The organism is Acinetobacter sp. NIPH 2100 (assembly GCF_000369805.1).
In the GTDB taxonomy this organism is placed as follows: Bacteria; Pseudomonadota; Gammaproteobacteria; order Pseudomonadales; family Moraxellaceae; genus Acinetobacter.
The window spans coordinates 219,179-241,219 of the sequence record NZ_KB850224.1 but is presented as its reverse complement, the minus strand read 5'-3'; the positions used below and the strand labels follow the sequence as shown (position 1 = coordinate 241,219).

Below are 22,041 nucleotides of genomic sequence, written 5' to 3'. Positions count from 1 at the left end.
TGTAGGTGAAAACGTATAACTACTGCGGTCTTTGGTGAATATACAATGCAGCGTGTATGACTTACGCTATTCAACATAGAGAGACAGGATGTCTCATTCAGAATAAGAACAAACACTGGATGTGGTCGTTGACAGGAGTTGACGGCAAGAAACCCAATATGAGAAAGCCTCGACAGGATGTCGGGGCTTTTTTATGGCTCTCGAATTAAGCTTAGTATATAAAAACAAACGATTTACCCAAACAGTTAGCATTGACTCGGTGCCATTCCCTACCTACCATCCGCATGTTTTTATATATGACGGTCAAACTTTTCAACGATGATAATTTACAACAAATTTTCTTTTTCTCGCTTTCACATTACTTTTGCTAAATTGAGTCTCATTTTTTTAAGTACTTGCCTCACTGTCGCGTGTACCACAACCAAAGCACCTACAGTGAATCACTCCCAAAAATTATCTTCAGGTATTCAGACCGCCTTTTCAGTGCCTCCAACCACAGCCAATCGGGTTGCACCGATTATCCTGCAAACAGCTGAACGTCATAACATTTCACCGCATTTACTGGCAGCTGTGATTCGTCAAGAATCTAGCTATAGAACTTATGCACGCTCTTCAGCAGATGCCGTCGGTTTAACTCAAGTTCGCCCAAAGTTCTGGCAACAATTTTGTCCAGGTGATTTATATGATGAACACGTCAATATTAATTGCGGTGCCTATATCTTAGCGAATTACTATCAATCGACAGGAGATTGGGCAAAAGCACTTGGTTATTACAATGTCGGGCCAACAGGCTATAGGAGAAGTCCGTATATGCGTCAACAAGCACAACGTTATGCCAGCTCGGTCAAACGTCATGAGCAATCATTGAAAGAAGTGCTGTAAAAGGTGCTGTTGTAAGTAAAAGCGTACATCAATTCAAGTCATTTGCGAATATCCGATCATTCGGTTATCCCCTAATATATGAATCATACAGAGACAGGATGTCTCATTCAGAATAATAATAAGCACAGGACGTGGTCATTGACAGGAGTTGATGGCAAGAAACCAAATATGAGAAAGCCTCGACAGGATGTCGGGGCTTTTTTATACCCAATTTAATCCTAATCAATACAGTAAAATAACTCCTATTGACTCTGTAAAACCGAGTGCATACCATCCTTATAATTTTGGTTTTATTGGTTCTTGGTTTTGCACATTACATCGACTTACGCTGATCAACACATGGCCTTGAAAAAATTAGCATCGATTTTCTTAAAAATTAGCCTTGTGGCGCTTGCCATCAGTATGTCTGCATGTAGCAGTTTAAGTGGATCATTTGCCAATCGCTCGAATCAACTATCATCGGGATTACAAAATGCCTATTCCGTTTCCCCGAATACGGCAAATCGTTTATCCCCTATGATTATTCAAAGTGCTGAACGTTATGAGGTGTCACCCACTTTACTTGCAGCCCTGATTCGCCAAGAATCCAACTACAACAGCTCGGCACGCTCCCCGACGGGTGCGATTGGTTTAACCCAGATCATTTCCAGTCATTGGCGCCAATCATGCCCAGGCAATCTTTATGATGAAAATGTCAATATTAACTGTGGCGCACATGTCCTCTCGACCTACTACAGATCAGCAGGTAGCTGGTCTAAAGCCGTAGCCTATTACAATGTAGGACCAACCGGCTACGAACGTAGCTTTTGGACTCGTCATAAAGCCAAAAAATATGCACGTTCAGTCAAACGTCATGAAAAAACATTGAAGAAAGCTCTTTAAAAATAAGTGAATAGTAAAAAACCATGCTCGAAAGCATGGTTTTTTTATTGGATCAAGAATGAGCTTAGGCTTCTTCAAAGAGTCCTTCAAACAAGACTGAAGATAAATAACGCTCACCACTATCCGGTAAGATCACCACAATAGTTTTACCCGCATTTTCAGGACGTTCAGCAATTTGAGCTGCTGCCGCCAATGCTGCGCCACTCGAGATACCAACCAAGATTCCTTCTTGAGTTGCACATTTTCTTGCCCACTCAATCGCATCGGCACTATTCACAGGTAGCACTTCATCAACTAAATCCAAGTCCAAGTTTTTAGGAATAAAGTTTGCGCCAATGCCCTGAATTTTATGTGGTGCAGGTGTAATGCTCTCGCCACGTTTGGTTTGAGTAATAATTGGTGATTCAGCAGGTTCAACCGCAACTGAATACAGTGGTTTATTCTGAACCTGTTCAAAATAACGTGAAATCCCAGTAATGGTACCACCCGTACCTACACCAGCAACTAAGATATCCACTTGACCATTGGTTGCCTGCCAAATTTCAGGGCCAGTGGTGTCTGTATGAATTTGTGGATTTGCTGGATTCTCAAATTGTTGCGGCAAGAAATATTGTTCAGGATTTTCAGTGGCTAAACGAACTGCCTCATCAACTGCACCTTTCATTCCTTTGGCAGGATCAGTGAGTACCAAATCCGCGCCTAAAGCTTTTAGTACTTTTCTACGTTCTAAACTCATACTTGCAGGCATAGTCAAGGTAATTGGATAACCTTTTGCTGCGGCAACGAATGCTAAAGCAATGCCTGTATTACCACTGGTCGGCTCAACAATATGCATACCTGTTTTAAGCACACCACGTTTTTCAGCATCTGCAATCAACGCTGCACCAATACGGCATTTCACGGAAAATGCAGGGTTACGGCTTTCAACTTTTGCTAATACCGTTGCGCCCGTTTTGATGAGACGATTGATACGAACTAAAGGTGTATTACCAATGGCCTCAGCATTATTTGAATAAACTGCGATACCTAGGTTGGCAGGCGTTGGAAATTGCTGATCGGTTGACATGTTATTTCCTTATTAGATTTGGAATGATTCTTAATCATTATAGGCTTGTGAACTTAGGAGGAAAGTAGAAAACGTTAAGATTTATGAAAAGTTAGATTTTTAATATTTTTCAAACTAATCCATTTTAGGTTTAGTATTTTCCAGATACTCATCATTCACTTCAATCCACTTTTCTAACCTTTCAAATGCATCTACCCATTCATAATTATATTCATGCTCAAAAACGCTAAGACAAGCAAGAATTGTATTTACATGATTCTTACCATATCTATCATCCCAACGATTTTCAAAGTATGTGATTACACTTCCAGTATCATTTGTTGAATATCCCGAAAGCATTCCTTCATAGTTTGGATGAGCACTCTCAGAAAGAGCTGCATACCACTGCTCAAGCCCAGAATATCGCTTATCAGCCTTATTTAGCACCGTAAGAATATTTATAGATGCATAATCAGTAGAGTTATCTCTGGAGCCAAGTAACAGTTGACTAGTTTTTTCTGAAAAATCATGAAAATTTACCTTACCTGCTAATACACTACGCATATTTTGATTTAGGTAAATTAGTATTGCTAAAGTTTCAAATGCAGACCTTAGCAATATACGAGCCCCGAGTATTAATTTCTGATTAAATAATACACTTGATTGCTCTAGAAGATCTTGTACACGCCAAGCCACAGTTTCTCTTAATAATACAACACGCCACGGTGCTTTCCATTTATGTGCAACTTTATTACGAGTAAATAAGCTACTAGCATCAACTTCTTTGCAAAGCGAATTTTTTAATTGAGAAAGAGTATAGTCAAGGTGATTCATATAATACCAATTACCTAAAATAAGTCTCAATATGACAAGTAGACCAAGAAAGTTTTTTTAGCACTTTCAAAGGTTTGAGACTTCTCAATGATTTTAATGGCTTCAAAGTTTTTAAACTTTTTAAAGGTTTTAACCTTTTCATTGGTTTTAAAGGACCTCCTTGAGCATCAGGAGTAAACAGTAAAACATTTCCTGAATGATCCCACACCTGTCCATTTTCAAAAAAACCTAAATGTGCCCCCTTAAAACTATAAATAGAATCTTCATATAAATATGCTATTGGAATTCCATTATAAGTATATATAGTCTCACTATCATCACAATAAGCAAATGGATTCCCTTGATAATCATAAAATTCTAATGTCACTATAAGTGCCTTTTTAACTTAGTATCTATATGAATATCTCAAATTAATTAAAAATTTTACAGAACACGACAACAGAAGAACGACATAATTTGTCGCCTGATTTTCATCTATGCAATAAAAAACACCCCCTCTGCGTTAGCGGAGGGGGTGTTAGTATTTAAAAGCTGGCGATGACTTACTCTCACATGGCAAGTGCCACACTACCATCAGCGCTAAGAGGTTTCACTTCTGAGTTCGGGAAGGGATCAGGTGGTTCACTCTTGCTATTGTCGCCAGCAAACTGTTGTGGTGCTTTCGGGTCTTATTTGTAGTGTATTCACCACATGCCTTACTTACGATCCAAAGAGTTATTAACGGATTAGATTATTGAGTCGAAGTTTATTGCTTAGCAATCACTAAATCAAGTTCTTTGTTCAAGATCAGGTTCAACTGATCTTTTATGAATCGATTATCAGCTTTACATACAACTGCTTGGGTGTTGTATAGTCAAGCCTCACGAGCAATTAGTATTGGTCAGCTTCACACGTCACCGTGCTTCCACACCCAACCTATCAACGTCCTAGTCTCGAACGGCTCTTTAGAGGAATAAATTCCTAGGGAAATCTTATCTTGAGGTAGGCTTCCCGCTTAGATGCTTTCAGCGGTTATCCCTTCCGAACATAGCTACCCGGCGATGCGACTGGCGTCACAACCGGTACACCAGAGGTTCGTCCACTCTGGTCCTCTCGTACTAGGAGCAGATCCTCTCAAATTTCCAGCGCCCACGGTAGATAGGGACCGAACTGTCTCACGACGTTCTAAACCCAGCTCGCGTACCTCTTTAAATGGCGAACAGCCATACCCTTGGGACCTGCTTCAGCCCCAGGATGAGATGAGCCGACATCGAGGTGCCAAACACCGCCGTCGATATGAACTCTTGGGCGGTATCAGCCTGTTATCCCCAGAGTACCTTTTATCCGTTGAGCGATGGCCCTTCCATACAGAACCACCGGATCACTAAGACCTACTTTCGTACCTGCTCGACTTGTGGGTCTCGCAGTTAAGCGCGCTTTTGCCTTTATACTCTACGCGTGATTTCCGACCACGCTGAGCGCACCTTCGTACTCCTCCGTTACTCTTTAGGAGGAGACCGCCCCAGTCAAACTACCCACCAGACATGGTCCTCGCCCCGGATTACGGGGCAGAGTTAGAACCTCAACATTACCAGGGTGGTATTTCAAGGACGGCTCCATTGGAACTAGCGTTCCAACTTCAAAGCCTCCCACCTATCCTACACAAGTAAGGTCAAAGTTCAATGTCAAGCTGCAGTAAAGGTTCACGGGGTCTTTCCGTCTAGCCGCGGGTACACCGCATCTTCACGGCGAATTCGATTTCACTGAGCCTCTGCTGGAGACAGCGCCGCCATCATTATGCCATTCGTGCAGGTCGGAACTTACCCGACAAGGAATTTCGCTACCTTAGGACCGTTATAGTTACGGCCGCCGTTTACTGGGGCTTCGATCAAGAGCTTCGCTTACGCTAACCCCATCAATTAACCTTCCAGCACCGGGCAGGCATCACACCCTATACGTCCACTTTCGTGTTTGCAGAGTGCTATGTTTTTAATAAACAGTTGCAGCGGCCTGGTTTCTGTGGCTGCCAATAGCTCAGGGAGCAAGTCCCATCACCGTCAGCAGCGTACCTTCTCCCGAAGTTACGGTACCATTTTGCCTAGTTCCTTCAGCAGAGTTCTCTCAAGCGCTTTGGTCTACTCGACCTGACCACCTGTGTCGGTTTCGGGTACGATTCCTGTGTAACTGAAGCTTAGAGACTTTTCCTGGAAGCATGGTATCAGCCACTTCACTGTACAAGTACAGCTTGCTATCAGCTCTCAGCATAGAGCACCCCGGATTTGCCTAAGATGCATGCCTACTGCCTTCCACCTGGACAACCAACGCCAGGCTGACTTAACCTTCTCCGTCCTCTCATCGCATTACACAGAAGTATTGGAATATTAACCAATTTCCCATCGACTACGCCTCTCGGCCTCGCCTTAGGGGTCGACTCACCCAGCCCCGATTAACGTTGGACTGGAACCCTTGGTCTTTCAGCGAACGGGTTTTTCACCCGTTTTGTCGTTACTCACGTCAGCATTCGCACTTCTGATACCTCCAGCATACTTCTCAATACACCTTCATCGGCTTACAGAACGCTCCCCTACCACTTACGCTAATGCGTAAATCCGCAGCTTCGGCACATAGTTTTAGCCCCGTTACATCTTCCGCGCAGGCCGACTCGACTAGTGAGCTATTACGCTTTCTTTAAAGGGTGGCTGCTTCTAAGCCAACCTCCTAGCTGTCTATGCCTTCCCACATCGTTTCCCACTTAACTATGATTTTGGGGCCTTAGCTGGCGGTCTGGATTGTTTTCCTCTTGACTACGGACGTTAGCACCCGCAGTCTGTCTCCCGGATAGTACTCATTGGTATTCGGAGTTTGCATCGGTTTGGTAAGTCGGGATGACCCCCTAGCCGAAACAGTGCTCTACCCCCAATGGTATTCGTCCGAGGCGCTACCTAAATAGCTTTCGGGGAGAACCAGCTATCACCAGGCTTGATTAGCCTTTCACCCCTATCCACAAGTCATCCCCTGGCTTTTCAACGACAGTGGGTTCGGTCCTCCAGTTAGTGTTACCCAACCTTCAACCTGCTCATGGATAGATCGCCTGGTTTCGGGTCTATACCCAGCAACTAAACGCCCTATTAAGACTCGATTTCTCTACGGCTCCCCTATTCGGTTAACCTCGCTACTGAATATAAGTCGCTGACCCATTATACAAAAGGTACGCAGTCACCGAACAAGTCGGCTCCCACTGCTTGTATGCATGCGGTTTCAGGATCTATTTCACTCCCCTCACAGGGGTTCTTTTCGCCTTTCCCTCACGGTACTGGTTCACTATCGGTCAGTCAGGAGTATTTAGCCTTGGAGGATGGTCCCCCCATATTCAGACAAGGTTTCACGTGCCTCGCCCTACTCGTCATCATTGTGTGTGCCCTTTCGTGTACGGGAATATCACCCTCTACGTTCGCACTTCCCAGAGCGTTCCACTAGAACACACACAACTTAATGGGCTGCTCCCCGTTCGCTCGCCGCTACTAAGGGAATCTCAATTGATTTCTTTTCCTAAGGGTACTGAGATGTTTCACTTCCCCTCGTTCGCTTCATAAGCCTATGTATTCAGCTTATGATACCCGCCTTATAGCGGGTGGGTTCCCCCATTCAGAAATCTCCGGATCAAAGGATATTTGCCGCCTCCCCGGAGCTTATCGCAGGCTATTACGTCTTTCATCGCCTCTGACTGCCAAGGCATCCACCACATGCACTTAATTACTTGACTATACAACCCCAAACAGTCGTTAACACATACAAGTGAGTGTTATCGTTGCAAACTTAATTGCTACTATCTGTTGTCCTGTGAATTTAATCACCGTACAGCTTCAATCTAATTCATATACCAAAACGCTTGATTCAGTTAATTTGCTAGTTCTCAGATTAAATATGTTCTTAACAATTACTTGTTAAGCTTATATCTAATCGAGTTTGAACAATTTATTTCAGACTCAATTTTCTAATCTGTTAATGATTAACTACCACCTCGTCGGTGCGTAGTAAACTGTGATAAATCACAGAACTTAATAAACCAAGACCATGCGATCTTCTTGTTTACTAAATTCTATAAGCTATCTTTGGAATTTAACTTTAGTTTCTTACATTACTTCGTAATGTGTGGTGGAGACTAGGAGAGTCGAACTCCTGACCTCCTGCGTGCAAAGCAGGCGCTCTACCAACTAAGCTAAGTCCCCAGCTTATCATTTAATGAACGATATATCTTTCAATCTAAGCTACTGCAATCAGATTTGGTGGGTCTGACAAGACTTGAACTTGTGACCCCACGCTTATCAAGCGTGTGCTCTAACCAACTGAGCTACAGACCCTCAGATACATCTTCGAAGAACAACTTGTTGTGGATTCTTACCGGTCACCAATCTTTCGTTAAGGAGGTGATCCAGCCGCAGGTTCCCCTACGGCTACCTTGTTACGACTTCACCCCAGTCATCGGCCACACCGTGGTAAGCGTCCTCCTTGCGGTTAGACTACCTACTTCTGGTGCAACAAACTCCCATGGTGTGACGGGCGGTGTGTACAAGGCCCGGGAACGTATTCACCGCGGCATTCTGATCCGCGATTACTAGCGATTCCGACTTCATGGAGTCGAGTTGCAGACTCCAATCCGGACTACGATCGGCTTTTTGAGATTAGCATCCTATCGCTAGGTAGCAACCCTTTGTACCGACCATTGTAGCACGTGTGTAGCCCTGGCCGTAAGGGCCATGATGACTTGACGTCGTCCCCGCCTTCCTCCAGTTTGTCACTGGCAGTATCCTTAAAGTTCCCGACATTACTCGCTGGCAAATAAGGAAAAGGGTTGCGCTCGTTGCGGGACTTAACCCAACATCTCACGACACGAGCTGACGACAGCCATGCAGCACCTGTATCTAGATTCCCGAAGGCACCAATCCATCTCTGGAAAGTTTCTAGTATGTCAAGGCCAGGTAAGGTTCTTCGCGTTGCATCGAATTAAACCACATGCTCCACCGCTTGTGCGGGCCCCCGTCAATTCATTTGAGTTTTAGTCTTGCGACCGTACTCCCCAGGCGGTCTACTTATCGCGTTAGCTGCGCCACTAAAGCCTCAAAGGCCCCAACGGCTAGTAGACATCGTTTACGGCATGGACTACCAGGGTATCTAATCCTGTTTGCTCCCCATGCTTTCGTACCTCAGCGTCAGTATTAGGCCAGATGGCTGCCTTCGCCATCGGTATTCCTCCAGATCTCTACGCATTTCACCGCTACACCTGGAATTCTACCATCCTCTCCCATACTCTAGCTGACCAGTATCGAATGCAATTCCTAAGTTAAGCTCAGGGATTTCACATCCGACTTAATCAGCCGCCTACGCACGCTTTACGCCCAGTAAATCCGATTAACGCTCGCACCCTCTGTATTACCGCGGCTGCTGGCACAGAGTTAGCCGGTGCTTATTCTGCGAGTAACGTCCACTATCCTAGAGTATTAATCTAGGTAGCCTCCTCCTCGCTTAAAGTGCTTTACAACCAAAAGGCCTTCTTCACACACGCGGCATGGCTGGATCAGGCTTCCGCCCATTGTCCAATATTCCCCACTGCTGCCTCCCGTAGGAGTCTGGGCCGTGTCTCAGTCCCAGTGTGGCGGATCATCCTCTCAGACCCGCTACAGATCGTCGCCTTGGTAGGCCTTTACCCCACCAACTAGCTAATCCGACTTAGGCTCATCATTTAGCGCAAGGTCCGAAGATCCCCTGCTTTCTCCCGTAGGACGTATGCGGTATTAGCATTCCTTTCGGAATGTTGTCCCCCACTAAATGGCAGATTCCTAAGCATTACTCCCCCGTCCGCCGCTAAGTGATAGTGCAAGCACCATCACTCCGCTCGACTTGCATGTGTTAAGCCTGCCGCCAGCGTTCAATCTGAGCCATGATCAAACTCTTCAGTTTAAAATCATTAGTAGCTTATGGCTACAAATCTTGGCTCATCAATTTTCTGACTAAAAATTCGCTCAAATAAACTTCGAGAAATTTCTACCATTCAATCAATGAAATATTTTCGATTGATCAACCAGTAAAAATCCACACAAGTTGTTCTTCTATTCTCTTAATGATCTTCTCGATGATTCGTCATCATCAAGCTAGGTCGGCTATATTACTCTAAATTTCTTTAAAGTCAACAGGTAATTTAGATATTTTCAAAACTTATTCTCAAACCCAAAAATTTAACCCTTAAGCCAAATCCTTGTTTCTCAACAAGTTTTTATCTGCATCACCGCCGATGGATGTGCATTCTACAGCATTTCAGTCTAGGTGCAAGCACTTTTAAAAATTTAATAATTCGGTTGTTTTATTTTTAAACTTTAACTCATCTAATCTACTGATTTATATAATTTAAAATTTATTAATTATCTTAAAAGAGAATTTAAACACTCAATCATAGGGCTAAGATACTGTTATTTATTGGTTTTTTATGTATTCCGCTGCAATTCCAAACAAAAAACAGATTCTTTTTGATATTTTTCACCACTTCTCCATCCATAAAGCAATTCAAGAATCCTATTTATCATCCTCTGATACCCAAAACTTAATCGTATAAAAGAAAACAACGGCTTTGATCAAATCAAAGCCGTTGTTTTCTTGGCTAAGTACACTCCCCCAGTTAAGACGTTGTACCTCGAACAATATTCAAGAAGTAAAGATGGCGCTCATACTGGTCAATAATGTCTTGGATTAAATCTTCTTGGGTCCAATCCATCACATCATAGTTTTGACCGCCTTCTCTTAAGAAAACTTCTGCTTGGAAATAATTGGCTTCATCTTCATCTGCACGCCCCAACATAAAGCTTGGCGGAACAGTCGCGTGTGAAATCACTTTATAGGTAAAGTTAATCTCATGATGATGATCCACATGCAGTTGTAAACCATGTTCAATCTCACGGATATCTACTTCTAGATGACGGCGTTTAAATTCACGCTGAATACTTTCAAATGCTTTACGTACCTCAGTATTAATATACTGCTGCACTTCATCCTCAGTATGCGGATAATGCATGATCAAACCTAAACGTTGTTGCCAACTCCGTGGATTATGGATGGCCCTCGGTGTAATTCGTGCCTCCTGAATGGCATTCATCTTGGTTACATCAAGTTTCAAGGCTTTCAATAAACCCCAACTCATCAACAACATCACCAAGGTAAAAGGCAGAGCACTCATAATGATTGAGGCTTGCAAAGCAGCCAGACCACCCACTAACAGCAGAATAATCGCCAACGCGGCCATCAATACTGTCCAGAACAGTCTTTGCCATGTCGGTGAATTTTCAGATTTCGCAGTCAGATAATCTGTAACCAGTGCACCTGAATCTGCCGATGTGACGAAGAACAACATCACCAATACAGTCGCAAGTAAACTCATGACACCTGAAAACGGTAAATGATTCAGGAATTCGAATAAGGCAACCGATGAATCGCTTTGTACAGCCTGAATCAGAGTGACATTATGTTCTTGCATAATGCTAAATAACGCAGCATTACCTAAAAAACCCATCCAGATGATGGTAAAACCCGTTGGGATCAGTAATACACCGACGATAAATTCACGGATCGTTCGACCACGCGAAACTCGTGCAATAAACATCCCCACAAATGGTGACCATGAAATCCACCATGCCCAATAGAGAATGGTCCAACCACCGATCCAACCATTTGGTTGATAGGCATATAAGTTAAACGTCATGCTAAACAGGTTAGAAATGTAAGAACCCGTGTTTTGAATGGTCGTTTGCAGCAAGTAAATACTCGGACCTGCAATAAACACAAATGCCAATAACACCAAAGCCAAGATCAGATTCAGTTCAGAAAGACGCTTCACCCCTTTATCTAGTCCCAAGAACACAGATAAAGATGCCAAGGTACTGACAAAGATAATTAGAATGACCTGAACATTGCTACTTTGCTCGATCCCAAAGAGATAGTGTAGCCCTGAGTTGATCTGGGTTACCCCGAAACCAAGGGAAGTTGCAACACCAAAAACCGTACCAATAGTGGCAAAAGTATCAATACTATCGCCCCATGGGCCATAAATTTTCTTGCCAATAATGGGATATAAAGCAGAGCGGGTTTTTAAAGGTAGATTATGACGATAGGCAAAATAAGCCAAGGATAGACCAACGAGCGCGTAAATGGCCCAGGCATGTAAGCCCCAGTGGAAAAAGGTAATGCGCAATGCTTGCTGCGCCGACTCTACACTTTCAGGATCACCACTGGGCGGGCTGACATAATGCATAACAGGTTCAGCCACACCAAAGAACATCAGACCGATCCCCATCCCAGCTGTAAACAGCATGGCAAACCACGAGCCATTACTGTATTCAGGCTGACTATGATCAGGACCTAACTTGATTTTTCCACTGGCGGAGCAGGCAATGTAAATCAGTATGATCAGAAAGACCGCGACTGATAGAACGTAAAACCAGCTAAATGAATCAGTGATCCATTGTTTTAACTGCTGCGTAAGCAGTTCAAATGAACTGGGTGCGATAATGACGATTGCGAGAAAAATCGCAATGATAATCACCGTGCTTAAAAACACGTTTGGATTCACATTCGCAAAATGCGAAGATGGCTTGGAAGGCATAATTCCCTCACGTTATTCTAATGATCATGGATAGGCCATAACGGCCAAAGAAGACATTCACAATGTGAATAAAAGCGAGCTTAAAGCATGTAAAACTCGATACTAATTATAAAAAATGTGAAAAATAAAGCAGTTGTAATGCTGTAACAGAATGAGAAGATAGCTCGCAACCTTCTATAATTTTTTAAAAGCCGATCCTCAATTGAGAATCGGGTGTACTTTATAAAGGCCCAATCACCCCTTGTTCGGCTAACTCCGCCAAAACCTCTGTTGAACAATACTTTGCCAAAACCGTTTGGGTATGTTCACCCAAGCGTGGTGGCGCAAGACGATATTCCACAGGTGTTGCAGACAATTTCAGCGGCGACGCAATCATTTTAAACTGGCGATATTGTGGATGTGGAATAGAAACCACCATTTCCCGCGCTTGTACTTGCGGTTCTTGCAAGGCCTCATCCACATTATTGATCATGCCTACAGGCACTTTAACCGCATGAATCCGCTCTACCCAATGGTGTGCAGATTGCGTGAGAAAATGCTGATCCATTAAACTGGTTAATTCCCCACGATGCGCAATCCGATCCTGATTAAATCTAAACTTAGGTTGCTCTGCCCATTCAGCACGACCGATGGCCTGACACAACGCTTTAAACTGAGCATCATTGCCGCATGCAATAATAAAATCTTTATCTTTTGCCTTAAACGTTTGATAAGGGACAATATTAGCGTGTGCATTTCCCCAACGTTTTGGTGCCTGACCTGTGATTAGATAGTTCATCCCATGGTTGGCCAAGCCTGCGACCTGTACGTCGAGCAAGGACAAATCAATATGCTGCCCTTTTCCCGTCGTCTGCCGAGACCAAAGTGCGGCTTGAATCGCCACGGTGGCATATAAACCTGTTTGTAAATCGGCAACGGCTACCCCGACTTTTTGTGGACCGCCACCTGGCAGATCATCTTTTTCACCCGTAATACTCATCAATCCTGCCATTCCTTGAATGACAAAATCATAGCCTGGCTCAGATGCACGAGGTCCTGTTTGTCCAAAGCCCGTAATAGAGCAATAGACCAGTCGTGGATTGATTTCACTCAAACTGGCATAGTCCAACCCGTATCTGCGTAATGAACCGACTTTATAATTTTCAATCAGGACATCACTGTCCTTGACCATTTCGCGAACCAAGGCTTGACCTTCTTTTGATGCAATATCAATGGCGACCGAGTATTTATTCCGATTGGCAGATTGATAATATCCCGCCTCGCGTGTGGATTGACCTGCATCATCCTTCATCCACGGTGGCCCCCACATACGGGTATCATCGCCTGTTTTAGGACGTTCAATCTTGATCACTTCAGCACCTAAATCCGCCAAAATCTGACTGCACCATGGCCCTGCCAAAACCCGACTGAGATCCAGTACACGCAAACCAGTTAATGCACCCATAATATTCCCTCCTGATTATGCTTTTTGTGGATCGTATTGGCGATCTCGAATGAATAACCCTGGTAGCACCCCTGCAATAAAATAGGCGGCCCCCATGATAATAAATGCCATCGTAAATGTTCCACCAGAGGCTAAAAAACCAATGGTTGCGGGTGCGATTGCTGCGCCCACTCGACCAATGTTATAGGCCCCACCAATCGCAGTGCCACGTACATCCGTTGAAAAAGATTCCGCCATATAGGTCGCATTGACCCCATATGGAATCCCATAAAGAAATCCAAAAGTAATTAATAAATACAGAATATTGTCAGGCGTATTAAAGAAAATAATGATCGGCAAGAAGATCGCACTGGCCAAGGTCCCAAACACAAAAATGGCGCGGCGATTGAATTTATCTGCCAAATAACCCGCCAGAATTTTGCCTAAAATCATCGCAGTATAAGAGCCGACCATATAACTGGTGAGTGACTTAAAGTTCATATTCACTTCAGTCTCCAGATAACTCGGCATCCAGTTGTTAATACCGTAATAACCAAACTGTAAAAAGAAGGCTGTACTCATCCAGAGCAGGAACATTTTCCGATGTTTTAGATTGGCAAAAATCTGTTTATAAATACTTTGGCTTTTCGGTTGTTCCTGCGTCGTAACGACCTCCTGCGTCTGAGCAGACAGGGTCTTCATTTTTGAGAGCTGCCAAGATTTAGGCTCAGGCACAAAACGCTGTAAAATAATATTAATTACGGCTGGAATCACCGTAATGAAGAATAAAATACGCCAGCCATGTTCTGGAATAATGGCACCTGCCAATAATGTTGCAACAATATAGCCCACCGTTTGGCCTGTTTGTAAGGTCCCCAGTACTGTGGTGCGATAGGAGGTCGGGACATATTCCGCCATTAAGGTATTGCAGGCCATATAAAGGGCACCAATCCCTAAAGCCCCAATAAAACGTAACGACATAAATTGTTCAAAGCTGTGGGTAAAACCCAATAAACAGGTTGCCACCGAAAAGAAAGTCACCGAATGGGCAATGGTTCTCACTCGTCCAAATTTATCACAGGCCCACCCACCCAATATGCCGCCAATTCCCATCCCAGCCAAAGATGCACTGCCAAGCGCACCCGCCTGAAAGGTCGATAATCCAAATTCTGCCTTTAAACTAGTGAGACTGTATGACAGCAACATAATATCAACGCCATCCACCACCATGGCGAAATAAGCAAATAGCAATGCAAATTTCCATGTGTGTGGCGTAATTCGCTCATGGGTTCCCAAATTGGAAGGCCATTTGCTCATAGCTGAGCTTGTTACCGTTTGAACATCATTGTTCATTTGACACCTCATTTTCTCAAATGGGTCTGGTCTTTCATCAATTATTCTGGTGATGAGTACTTTGCTCTCGTTCTATTTATTGTTTTCAGCAAAGTGTCATTTTCCACCTAAAATACGCTTGATGAATCCTTGACGATTTTAATTGGTATAGGTCTATATTTTTTAGGCATGAATTTGCCTAAAGACACGCCGAAAGCGTATCTTTGTGTTCAACGAGTCATGAATTTTTAGTTAGAAAATGCAGCAATTCCTGTTTGCGCACGCCCGAGAATCAAGGCATGCACATCATGGGTACCTTCATAGGTATTCACCACTTCCAGATTGACTAGATGACGAGCCACGCCAAATTCATCACTGATGCCATTACCGCCCATCATGTCACGCGCCAGTCGTGCAATCTCGAGTGCTTTGCCACAGTTATTGCGTTTGATCAGCGACGTACCTTCGACTGAAGCAATGCCTGCATCTTTCATTTGGCCAAAACGTAAGGCGACTTGTAGACCCAGAGCAATTTCAGTTTGCATATCCGCCAGCTTTTTCTGAATCAGCTGATTGGCTGCCAACGGACGACCGAACTGTTTGCGATCCATGGTGTATTGATGTGCAGTATGCCAACAGAATTCCGCAGCACCCATTGCACCCCATGCGATACCATAACGAGCACTGTTCAGACAGGTAAACGGCCCTTTCAAACCGCGTACCTCAGGAAATGCATTTTCTTCTGGAACAAAGACCTGATCCATCACGATTTCACCCGTAATCGATGCACGGAGTCCGACCTTGCCATGAATAGCAGGTGCAGACAGCCCTTCCCAACCTTTTTCAAGAATGAAGCCGCGAATCTCTCCGACATTGCCTGCTTCAGAGACTTCTTTGGCCCAAACCACAAATACATCTGCGATTGGACTGTTGGTAATCCACATTTTACTGCCACTGAGACGATAACCGCCTGCAACTTTTTTGGCACGACACAGCATGCTGCCTGGATCAGAACCGTGGTCGGGCTCAGTCAATCCAAAACAGCCAATGTATTCACCAGTCGCCAGCTTAGGCAGATATTTCTGTTTCTGAGCTTCGGTGCCAAATTCAGCAATCGGCACCATCACCAGCGAACTTTGCACACTGGCCATAGAGCGATAGCCCGAGTCCACACGTTCAATCTCACGTGCAATCAGACCATAACTGACATAGTTCAGTCCTGCACCGCCATATTGTTCTGAAATAGTTGGGCCTAATAGACCTAGCTCACCCATTTCCCGAAAAATATGTGGATCTGTTTTTTCATGACGAAACTGTTCCAATACGCGTGGCATGAGTTTGTCTTGACAATAGGCCTGAGCACTATCACGAATCATGCGTTCTTCTGAGCTGAGTTGCTGTTCGAGTAAAAATGGATCTTGCCAGTTAAAAGAGACACGCTTTCCTTGATTTGCCATGGATTTTCACATTCCTTTTGATCAATCTAGATATCAATTATGCACTTGATGCTAGGCGAGATTGAGCCCTCAAGCAAACGATGTTTTTTCATACAGCTATGCAATTTACGCATAGCTCAATTGAAATCTGCCCCGTTATTCTGTTAAAACTAAAGCTGAGAATAATTTACAACGCCTGAGTGATCTGAACGCCATCGTTCATTTTCGCACTCAACACAAGGATGCTGTTATGCGACGTATGATTCCTTCACTGCAATCATTGATTTGCTTTGAAGCCGCAGCCAAACACAAAACCTATACCCATGCAGCGCAGGAACTCAGCATGACCCAAAGTGCTGTATCCCGGCAGATTCAACAACTGGAAGAGTTTCTCAATCTGCCCTTGTTTCATCGAGTGCGACATGGTGTAGAACTAACCGTTGCGGGTGAACAATATTTAAAAAATATCAAGACGCATTTGCTGGGACTGGAACACAGCACGCTCGACCTGATGTCACATCAAGGTTTAGGTGGCACGCTCAAATTAGGGGTGGTTCCTACTTTTGCAACGCGCTGGCTGCTGCCACGCTTGCACCGTTTTAATGAAACCTATCCTGAAATTACCATCCATCTTGAGACCAGCACCAAACCCTTTTTATTCAGTGAACAAATTTTTGATGCCGCCATCTATGCAGGCACACCTGCTCAAGTTGAAAACTGGCCAGGAACCACCGCACATTTTTTGATGCAGGAAGAAGTGGTTGCGGTTTGTTCACCAACGCTGATCAAAAAGTTCTTCCCTGATCTTGTTCAAAATGCATCGACACTGGACCTGACAGCAGCCCAACTATCACAACTACCGTTATTACAACAAACCACTCGCCCCGCGATTTGGAAAGAATGGTTCGACAGCTTAGCTTATACCGCGCCTTATGCCATGGAAGGTCAGCGGCATGAACTGTTTTCAATGCTGGCTGTTGCCGCAACACATCATCTTGGCGTGGCACTGATTCCACAAATGCTGATCGAAAAGGAACTCAGCCGAGGGGAACTGATCATTGTGTCATCACATAAACTCAGCGGTTCGCGTTGCTATTATTTTGTCTATGCTGAACAACCGCATAACCCAATTATGCTGAAATTCATCGAATGGCTGGAACAGGAAACTGCGACCCGTTCAATGTCGATATCGGATTACTGATTTTTAGGCAGATGGGCAATATATTGCAATGCAATCAAGCGAGATACCACCACGGCGAGGTACATCACCCCGCCAAACATTTGTAGCATCGCGAGAACTCTGGCCGCAGGACTAATGGGGATCAAATCGGACAGACCTGTTGCGGACTGTAGACTGAAACTCAAAAATAATAAATCAAGCCAATGCTGTAAGGCTTGGGGGTGATTGGGATTTTGAAAACTATCGGGCAATATCAACTGACAGATACTATATAAAAAGGCAAAACCCCAAGCGATAAGGGTAAATACCGCCCCTGCAGCAAACAATTCGTCTTTGGTCAGATAGCGATCTGCAAACATATAACGAAGCAAACCATAGGCCGCATAAAAATAGGCCAAAGCTTCAAAACTATGTGCAATGATTTGAATAGTCTGGTTGCTATATCCAATAAAAATTAAGATCGAAAATAAGAATGCACCACTGACAAAGACCAATCCCCAAAAGGTAAACACAGGTGTTTGTCGGATCACCTTGGCAATAATCAATAAGGCCAGTACCCCCAATGACCACGTCAAGGCACGAAACTCACTATCTCCATAGGTGAGCATTGCTAAAATCAACAAAGCCAACTGCACCAGTAACAACCATGCCGATGGCAGTAGACGAAAGCCGCTCCAAAATTGTTTTAAACTTTGCATGTTGCAGTCCTGAATCTTATTATGTTTTTCATGATGTTGAGTGCATCATACTGCATCTAAAAAAGAAACAATCATTTTAGACAGTTCTTGTTGTAGCCGCTGTTCTTCGATTAGAAACGTATTTTTACTGGCATAACGCATCATGGTAAATAAGGTACTGTTAATAATCACAAAGGACTTGTGTTTTAAGGTTTCAAAATCCCAGTGCGGATAATAACGTCCAAACAAATACATGCCGATTTCCAAGAAATGCTGCTCCAGCACTTGTGCCGCTTCCGAGTCACTATACGCATGCCAATTTTTTAAAATTTCGATAAAAAAGCCCTGATCAGACTTTAATGATTCAAAGCCAAATGCAATGCTTAATGTGATGATGTCCTGAATAGAGGTTTGTTGTTGTAACATCACCAGTTGCTTTACCGCTTGTCCCAAATTTTCACTTTTACGCAGTAACAGTTCCGCGATGATTTGCTCTTTATTTTCAAAGTACTGATAAATGGACCCAACACTCACCCCTGATTTTTCAGAGATTTTAGGTGTCGTCACCTGCAGCACACCATATTCAGAAATACATTTCTGTGCCCCCTCCAAAATACTTTCGACGATCATTTTGGCACGTTGCTGCTGTGGTCGTTTTCTCATGCTCAGCCTCAATTAAAATGCGAATTGAATGCGAATAATTATTCATATTAAGCTTTGATTAAATAACAATCAGAGGCTTTATGCAATGCAAAGCATCGTTAAACCTAAACGTTTGGCAGCGTTTGAAGACATGAGTCAATCCAATCTCAAAACCAAGATTCTCAGCTATATGACCCGACAGGAAGTTCAGCCGAGTTATCAGGAATATCTTGCATTGAATACCGCCCTGCAAAGTGGTGATGAACCCATGGATCAAGTGCTGCTTTGGGTGCTACAAAACCCTAAATTACATCGTAAATATTTTGAAACGGCGTTATATGAAGGTTTAGATAAACTACCGCATCAAATTCCTGAACTCACTGCCTTCTTCCAATTCGTTGAACAAAAACCTGCGTGGTACGAGCAAACCAAAGTCGATGAGGCACTTAAATTTACTTATCGTTTAGGCATCAATAACGGACTGATCCTGCGAGATTTATCATTAATGACAGGCTATATGTACCCTGGTTTTAATCAACCTTTGGTGCTGACAGGCGCATTAAAAAAACAGGCGGGAACACGTCTCGCTGAAACCACCAAATGGTGGGTCGACATCACCGAACAAGATGGTTTTGAACGTTTTAGCAAAGGTTTTACCTCTACGATTTTTGTACGATTCATTCATGCCTTGGTCCGTCATCAACTGCAAAAATCAGAGAAATGGGATGCCAAGACTTGGGGACTTCCCATTAACCAGTATGATCAGGCCATGACCAATATTGCCTTTAGTGGCGTAGTCCTGATTGGTATTCGTGCTCTGGGGATTTTTCCGAGTAAACAAGAAGTCGATAGCTTTTTACATTTCTGGAAATATGCAGGTTGGTTGATGGGCGTTGAAGAAAAATGGTTAGTCGATCATGAAGCAGATGGCTGGAAACTGATTTACTGGATGCAATTTGCACATCCACAATCGGATGCCAGTAGTATCTCGCTCGGCTCCAGCCTTTCCAAAGAACCATTCGAACGAAAGTACCGTTATCTACGTTCTTTCCAACAAAAACTGGCTTATAAACAGCATTTAGAAATTACCCAGTTCTTTATTGGTCGCAAGAAAATGCAGAAGTTAGGTTTAGCTCCGCAATCGGCATCATGGTTTGCTTATTATTTAATTGGTCGAAATTTAGCGCTGTATACCGGTGCCAAACATATTCCAAAACTAAACAGCTTCCTTGAACAAAATGGACGTCATCTGCAACGGATCGGCTTGTCGCTGTATCGCAATCAGCCACAACAACTGGCCAGTATGCATCAATAAGCCATAAAAAAAGCCCTCAATCAATGAGGGCTTTTTACAATCTATTTTAATTAGTGATCTGACGCGCCAGATGCACCGATACCTGTCATTGAACGAACAAACTGAGCATCAAACGCTTTACGCTCTTTCTCTGCGCGTGCTGACTTGTCTGTTACAGAGAAGAACCAGCAGCAAAGGAATGATAATGGCATTGCAAATAATGCTGGACCATTGAATGGGTTTGGCGCAGTTTCAGAAATCGCCAATGTATCGACCCAAACCGCTTTAGACAGAATAATCAAGCTCACGGCACCGACTAAACCAACCACACCACCAATCACCGCGCCACGAGTGGTCAAACCTTTCCAGAACATAGATAACACTAACACTGGGAAGTTTGCACAACATGCTACCGAGAATGCCAAGCCAACCATGAAGGCAACGTTTTGTTTCTCGAATAAAATACCCAAGATCATGGCAAAGATCGCTAAACCTAAAGTTGCGATTTTTGACATCTTCAATTCAGACTCAGGTGTGGTTTTACCTTTTTTGAATACATTGGCATATAAGTCATGTGAAATCGCTGAAGCACCTGAAAGGGTTAAACCAGCCACTACAGCAAGGATTGTTGCAAATGCCACTGCTGAGATAAAGCCCATGAACAAGTCACCGCCAACAGCATCACTTAAGTGAACCGCAGCCATGTTGTTACCACCGACTAATTCTAATTTACCTGTGACCGCTGCTTTTGCTACATCAAGGAATTGAGGGTTATTTGCAACAAATAGAATCGCACCGAAACCGATAATAAACGTTAATAAGTAGAAGTAACCGATAAAACCTGTCGCAACTACGACTGACTTACGTGCTTCTTTCGCATCTTTCACGGTAAAGAAACGCATCAAGATATGAGGTAAGCCTGCTGTACCAAACATCAAGGCAAGACCAAGTGATAACGCATCAATTGGATTGGCCGCGAGTTTACCTGGCCCCATGATTTTTGATGCTTCTTCCCAGCTCATGCTATGCGCTTGGCTATACACACCAATCGCTTGGTTAAACATATTGGTAAAGCTAAAGCCAACCGCTTTCATCACCATAAAGGCCATAAAAGTAGCACCACTGAGTAGCATCACCGCTTTGATGATTTGTACCCAAGTCGTTGCCAACATTCCACCGAAGATCACATACGCCATCATCAATAGACCGACAATCACCACGGCAATGTTGTAGTTCAAACCGAATAACAGTTTGATCAACTGACCTGCACCAACCATCTGGGCGATCAAGTAAAAGGCGACCACGACAAGTGAACTGAAGGCTGCCAAGGTACGCACAGGCTTTTCTTCCAAGCGGAATGACACCACGTCTGAAAGGTTATATTTCCCTAAGTTACGTAAACGTTCAGCAACAAGGAAAAGTACGATTGGCCAACCCACCATGAAACCCAGTGAATAGAGCAAGCCATCGAAGCCCGAACTAAACACGAGTGCGGAAATACCTAAAAAGGATGCAGCTGACATATAGTCGCCAGCAATGGCTAAACCATTTTGGAAACCACTGATCCCGCCACCAGCAGTATAGAAATCTTGTGCAGATTGAGTTTGCTTTGCCGCCCATTTGGTAATGAACAAGGTAAAACCGACAAAGATCGTGAACATAATGATCGCATGCCAGTTGGTCGCCTGCTGTTCAGCAGCACCTAGGTCTGGCCCTGCAAATGCGACACTCGAACAACAGAAACTTAGCAGTGCGAATAATTTCGCTTTGAATGATGTCCCTTTCATC

14 protein-coding genes, 2 tRNA genes and 3 rRNA genes are annotated in these 22,041 nt (G+C 43.8%); 4 read left to right on the top strand and 15 right to left on the bottom strand.

What is annotated here, in order from left to right; genetic code table 11:
* Window positions 1–318: 318 nt before the first annotated feature.
* Together F887_RS16740 and F887_RS16745 are read left to right on the top strand one after the other, a co-directional pair.
* On the top strand, window positions 319–882 hold the full coding sequence (locus F887_RS16740) for a lytic transglycosylase domain-containing protein (RefSeq protein WP_005291127.1): 564 nt from the start codon (window positions 319–321) through the stop codon (window positions 880–882).
* A gap of 402 nt (window positions 883–1,284) precedes the next feature.
* Window positions 1,285–1,764 carry a lytic transglycosylase domain-containing protein gene (locus tag F887_RS16745; RefSeq protein ID WP_416201962.1) on the top strand — a complete coding sequence of 160 codons (480 nt, stop codon included), beginning with the start codon at window positions 1,285–1,287 and terminating at the stop codon, window positions 1,762–1,764.
* A 64-nt stretch (window positions 1,765–1,828) separates the two neighbouring features.
* Here the strand turns inward: F887_RS16745 and cysK are convergent, their stop codons facing one another.
* The 12 genes from cysK to F887_RS16805 all read right to left on the bottom strand — a co-directional run bounded on the left by cysK (window position 1,829) and on the right by F887_RS16805 (window position 16,481).
* Window positions 1,829–2,830, bottom strand: a complete 1,002-nt coding sequence (gene cysK / locus F887_RS16750) for a cysteine synthase A (RefSeq protein WP_005291122.1) — start codon at window positions 2,828–2,830, stop codon at window positions 1,829–1,831.
* A 114-nt stretch (window positions 2,831–2,944) separates the two neighbouring features.
* Window positions 2,945–3,643 carry a hypothetical protein gene (locus F887_RS16755; RefSeq protein WP_005291119.1) on the bottom strand — a complete coding sequence of 233 codons (699 nt, stop codon included), beginning with the start codon at window positions 3,641–3,643 and terminating at the stop codon, window positions 2,945–2,947.
* 10 nt (window positions 3,644–3,653) lie between these two features.
* Window positions 3,654–4,010 (bottom strand): 4-fold beta flower protein, encoded by a 357-nt coding sequence (locus F887_RS16760; protein WP_005291116.1) that lies wholly within the window; start codon window positions 4,008–4,010, stop codon window positions 3,654–3,656.
* Between the two features lie 162 nt (window positions 4,011–4,172).
* A 5S ribosomal RNA gene (rrf, locus tag F887_RS16765) occupies window positions 4,173–4,287 on the bottom strand.
* Window positions 4,288–4,492: 205 nt separating this feature from the next.
* Window positions 4,493–7,385 (bottom strand): 23S ribosomal RNA (locus F887_RS16770).
* Window positions 7,386–7,775: 390 nt separating this feature from the next.
* Window positions 7,776–7,851, bottom strand: a tRNA-Ala gene (locus F887_RS16775).
* A gap of 55 nt (window positions 7,852–7,906) precedes the next feature.
* Window positions 7,907–7,983 (bottom strand) — tRNA-Ile (locus tag F887_RS16780).
* 59 nt (window positions 7,984–8,042) lie between these two features.
* Window positions 8,043–9,580 (bottom strand): 16S ribosomal RNA (locus F887_RS16785).
* Together the 16S, 23S and 5S rRNA genes with 2 tRNA genes alongside form the textbook arrangement of a ribosomal RNA operon.
* A gap of 712 nt (window positions 9,581–10,292) precedes the next feature.
* Window positions 10,293–12,269, bottom strand: a complete 1,977-nt coding sequence (locus tag F887_RS16790; RefSeq protein ID WP_005291113.1) for a BCCT family transporter — start codon at window positions 12,267–12,269, stop codon at window positions 10,293–10,295.
* 220 nt (window positions 12,270–12,489) lie between these two features.
* A complete protein-coding gene (locus F887_RS16795) occupies window positions 12,490–13,713 on the bottom strand; it encodes a CaiB/BaiF CoA transferase family protein (RefSeq protein WP_005291109.1) in 1,224 nt (407 codons plus the stop codon).
* Window positions 13,714–13,728: 15 nt separating this feature from the next.
* Window positions 13,729–15,045, bottom strand: a complete 1,317-nt coding sequence (locus F887_RS16800; RefSeq protein WP_005291105.1) for an MFS transporter — start codon at window positions 15,043–15,045, stop codon at window positions 13,729–13,731.
* Between the two features lie 227 nt (window positions 15,046–15,272).
* Window positions 15,273–16,481, bottom strand: coding sequence for an acyl-CoA dehydrogenase (locus F887_RS16805; RefSeq protein ID WP_005291102.1), 1,209 nt, complete (start codon window positions 16,479–16,481; stop codon window positions 15,273–15,275).
* 229 nt (window positions 16,482–16,710) lie between these two features.
* Here F887_RS16805 and F887_RS16810 point away from each other — a divergent pair, with 229 nt between their 5' ends.
* The gene (locus F887_RS16810) at window positions 16,711–17,661 is read left to right on the top strand and encodes a LysR family transcriptional regulator (RefSeq protein ID WP_005291100.1); all 951 of its coding nucleotides are present in this window, start codon (window positions 16,711–16,713) and stop codon (window positions 17,659–17,661) included.
* Here F887_RS16810 and F887_RS16815 read toward each other — a convergent pair.
* Window positions 17,655–18,338, bottom strand: coding sequence for an ion channel (locus F887_RS16815; RefSeq protein WP_005154496.1), 684 nt, complete (start codon window positions 18,336–18,338; stop codon window positions 17,655–17,657). The genes F887_RS16810 and F887_RS16815 overlap by 7 nt on opposite strands.
* A 45-nt stretch (window positions 18,339–18,383) precedes the next feature.
* Window positions 18,384–18,980 (bottom strand): TetR/AcrR family transcriptional regulator, encoded by a 597-nt coding sequence (locus F887_RS16820; protein ID WP_005291095.1) that lies wholly within the window; start codon window positions 18,978–18,980, stop codon window positions 18,384–18,386.
* 85 nt (window positions 18,981–19,065) lie between these two features.
* Between F887_RS16820 and F887_RS16825 the strand changes: the two genes are divergently transcribed.
* Window positions 19,066–20,274 (top strand): oxygenase MpaB family protein, encoded by a 1,209-nt coding sequence (locus tag F887_RS16825; protein ID WP_005291092.1) that lies wholly within the window; start codon window positions 19,066–19,068, stop codon window positions 20,272–20,274.
* A gap of 50 nt (window positions 20,275–20,324) precedes the next feature.
* On the opposite strand, the gene F887_RS16830 is transcribed toward F887_RS16825, so the two are convergent.
* The gene (locus F887_RS16830; protein WP_032862696.1) at window positions 20,325–22,040 is read right to left on the bottom strand and encodes a cation acetate symporter; all 1,716 of its coding nucleotides are present in this window, start codon (window positions 22,038–22,040) and stop codon (window positions 20,325–20,327) included.
* Between the last annotated feature and the right edge of the window lies 1 nt (window position 22,041).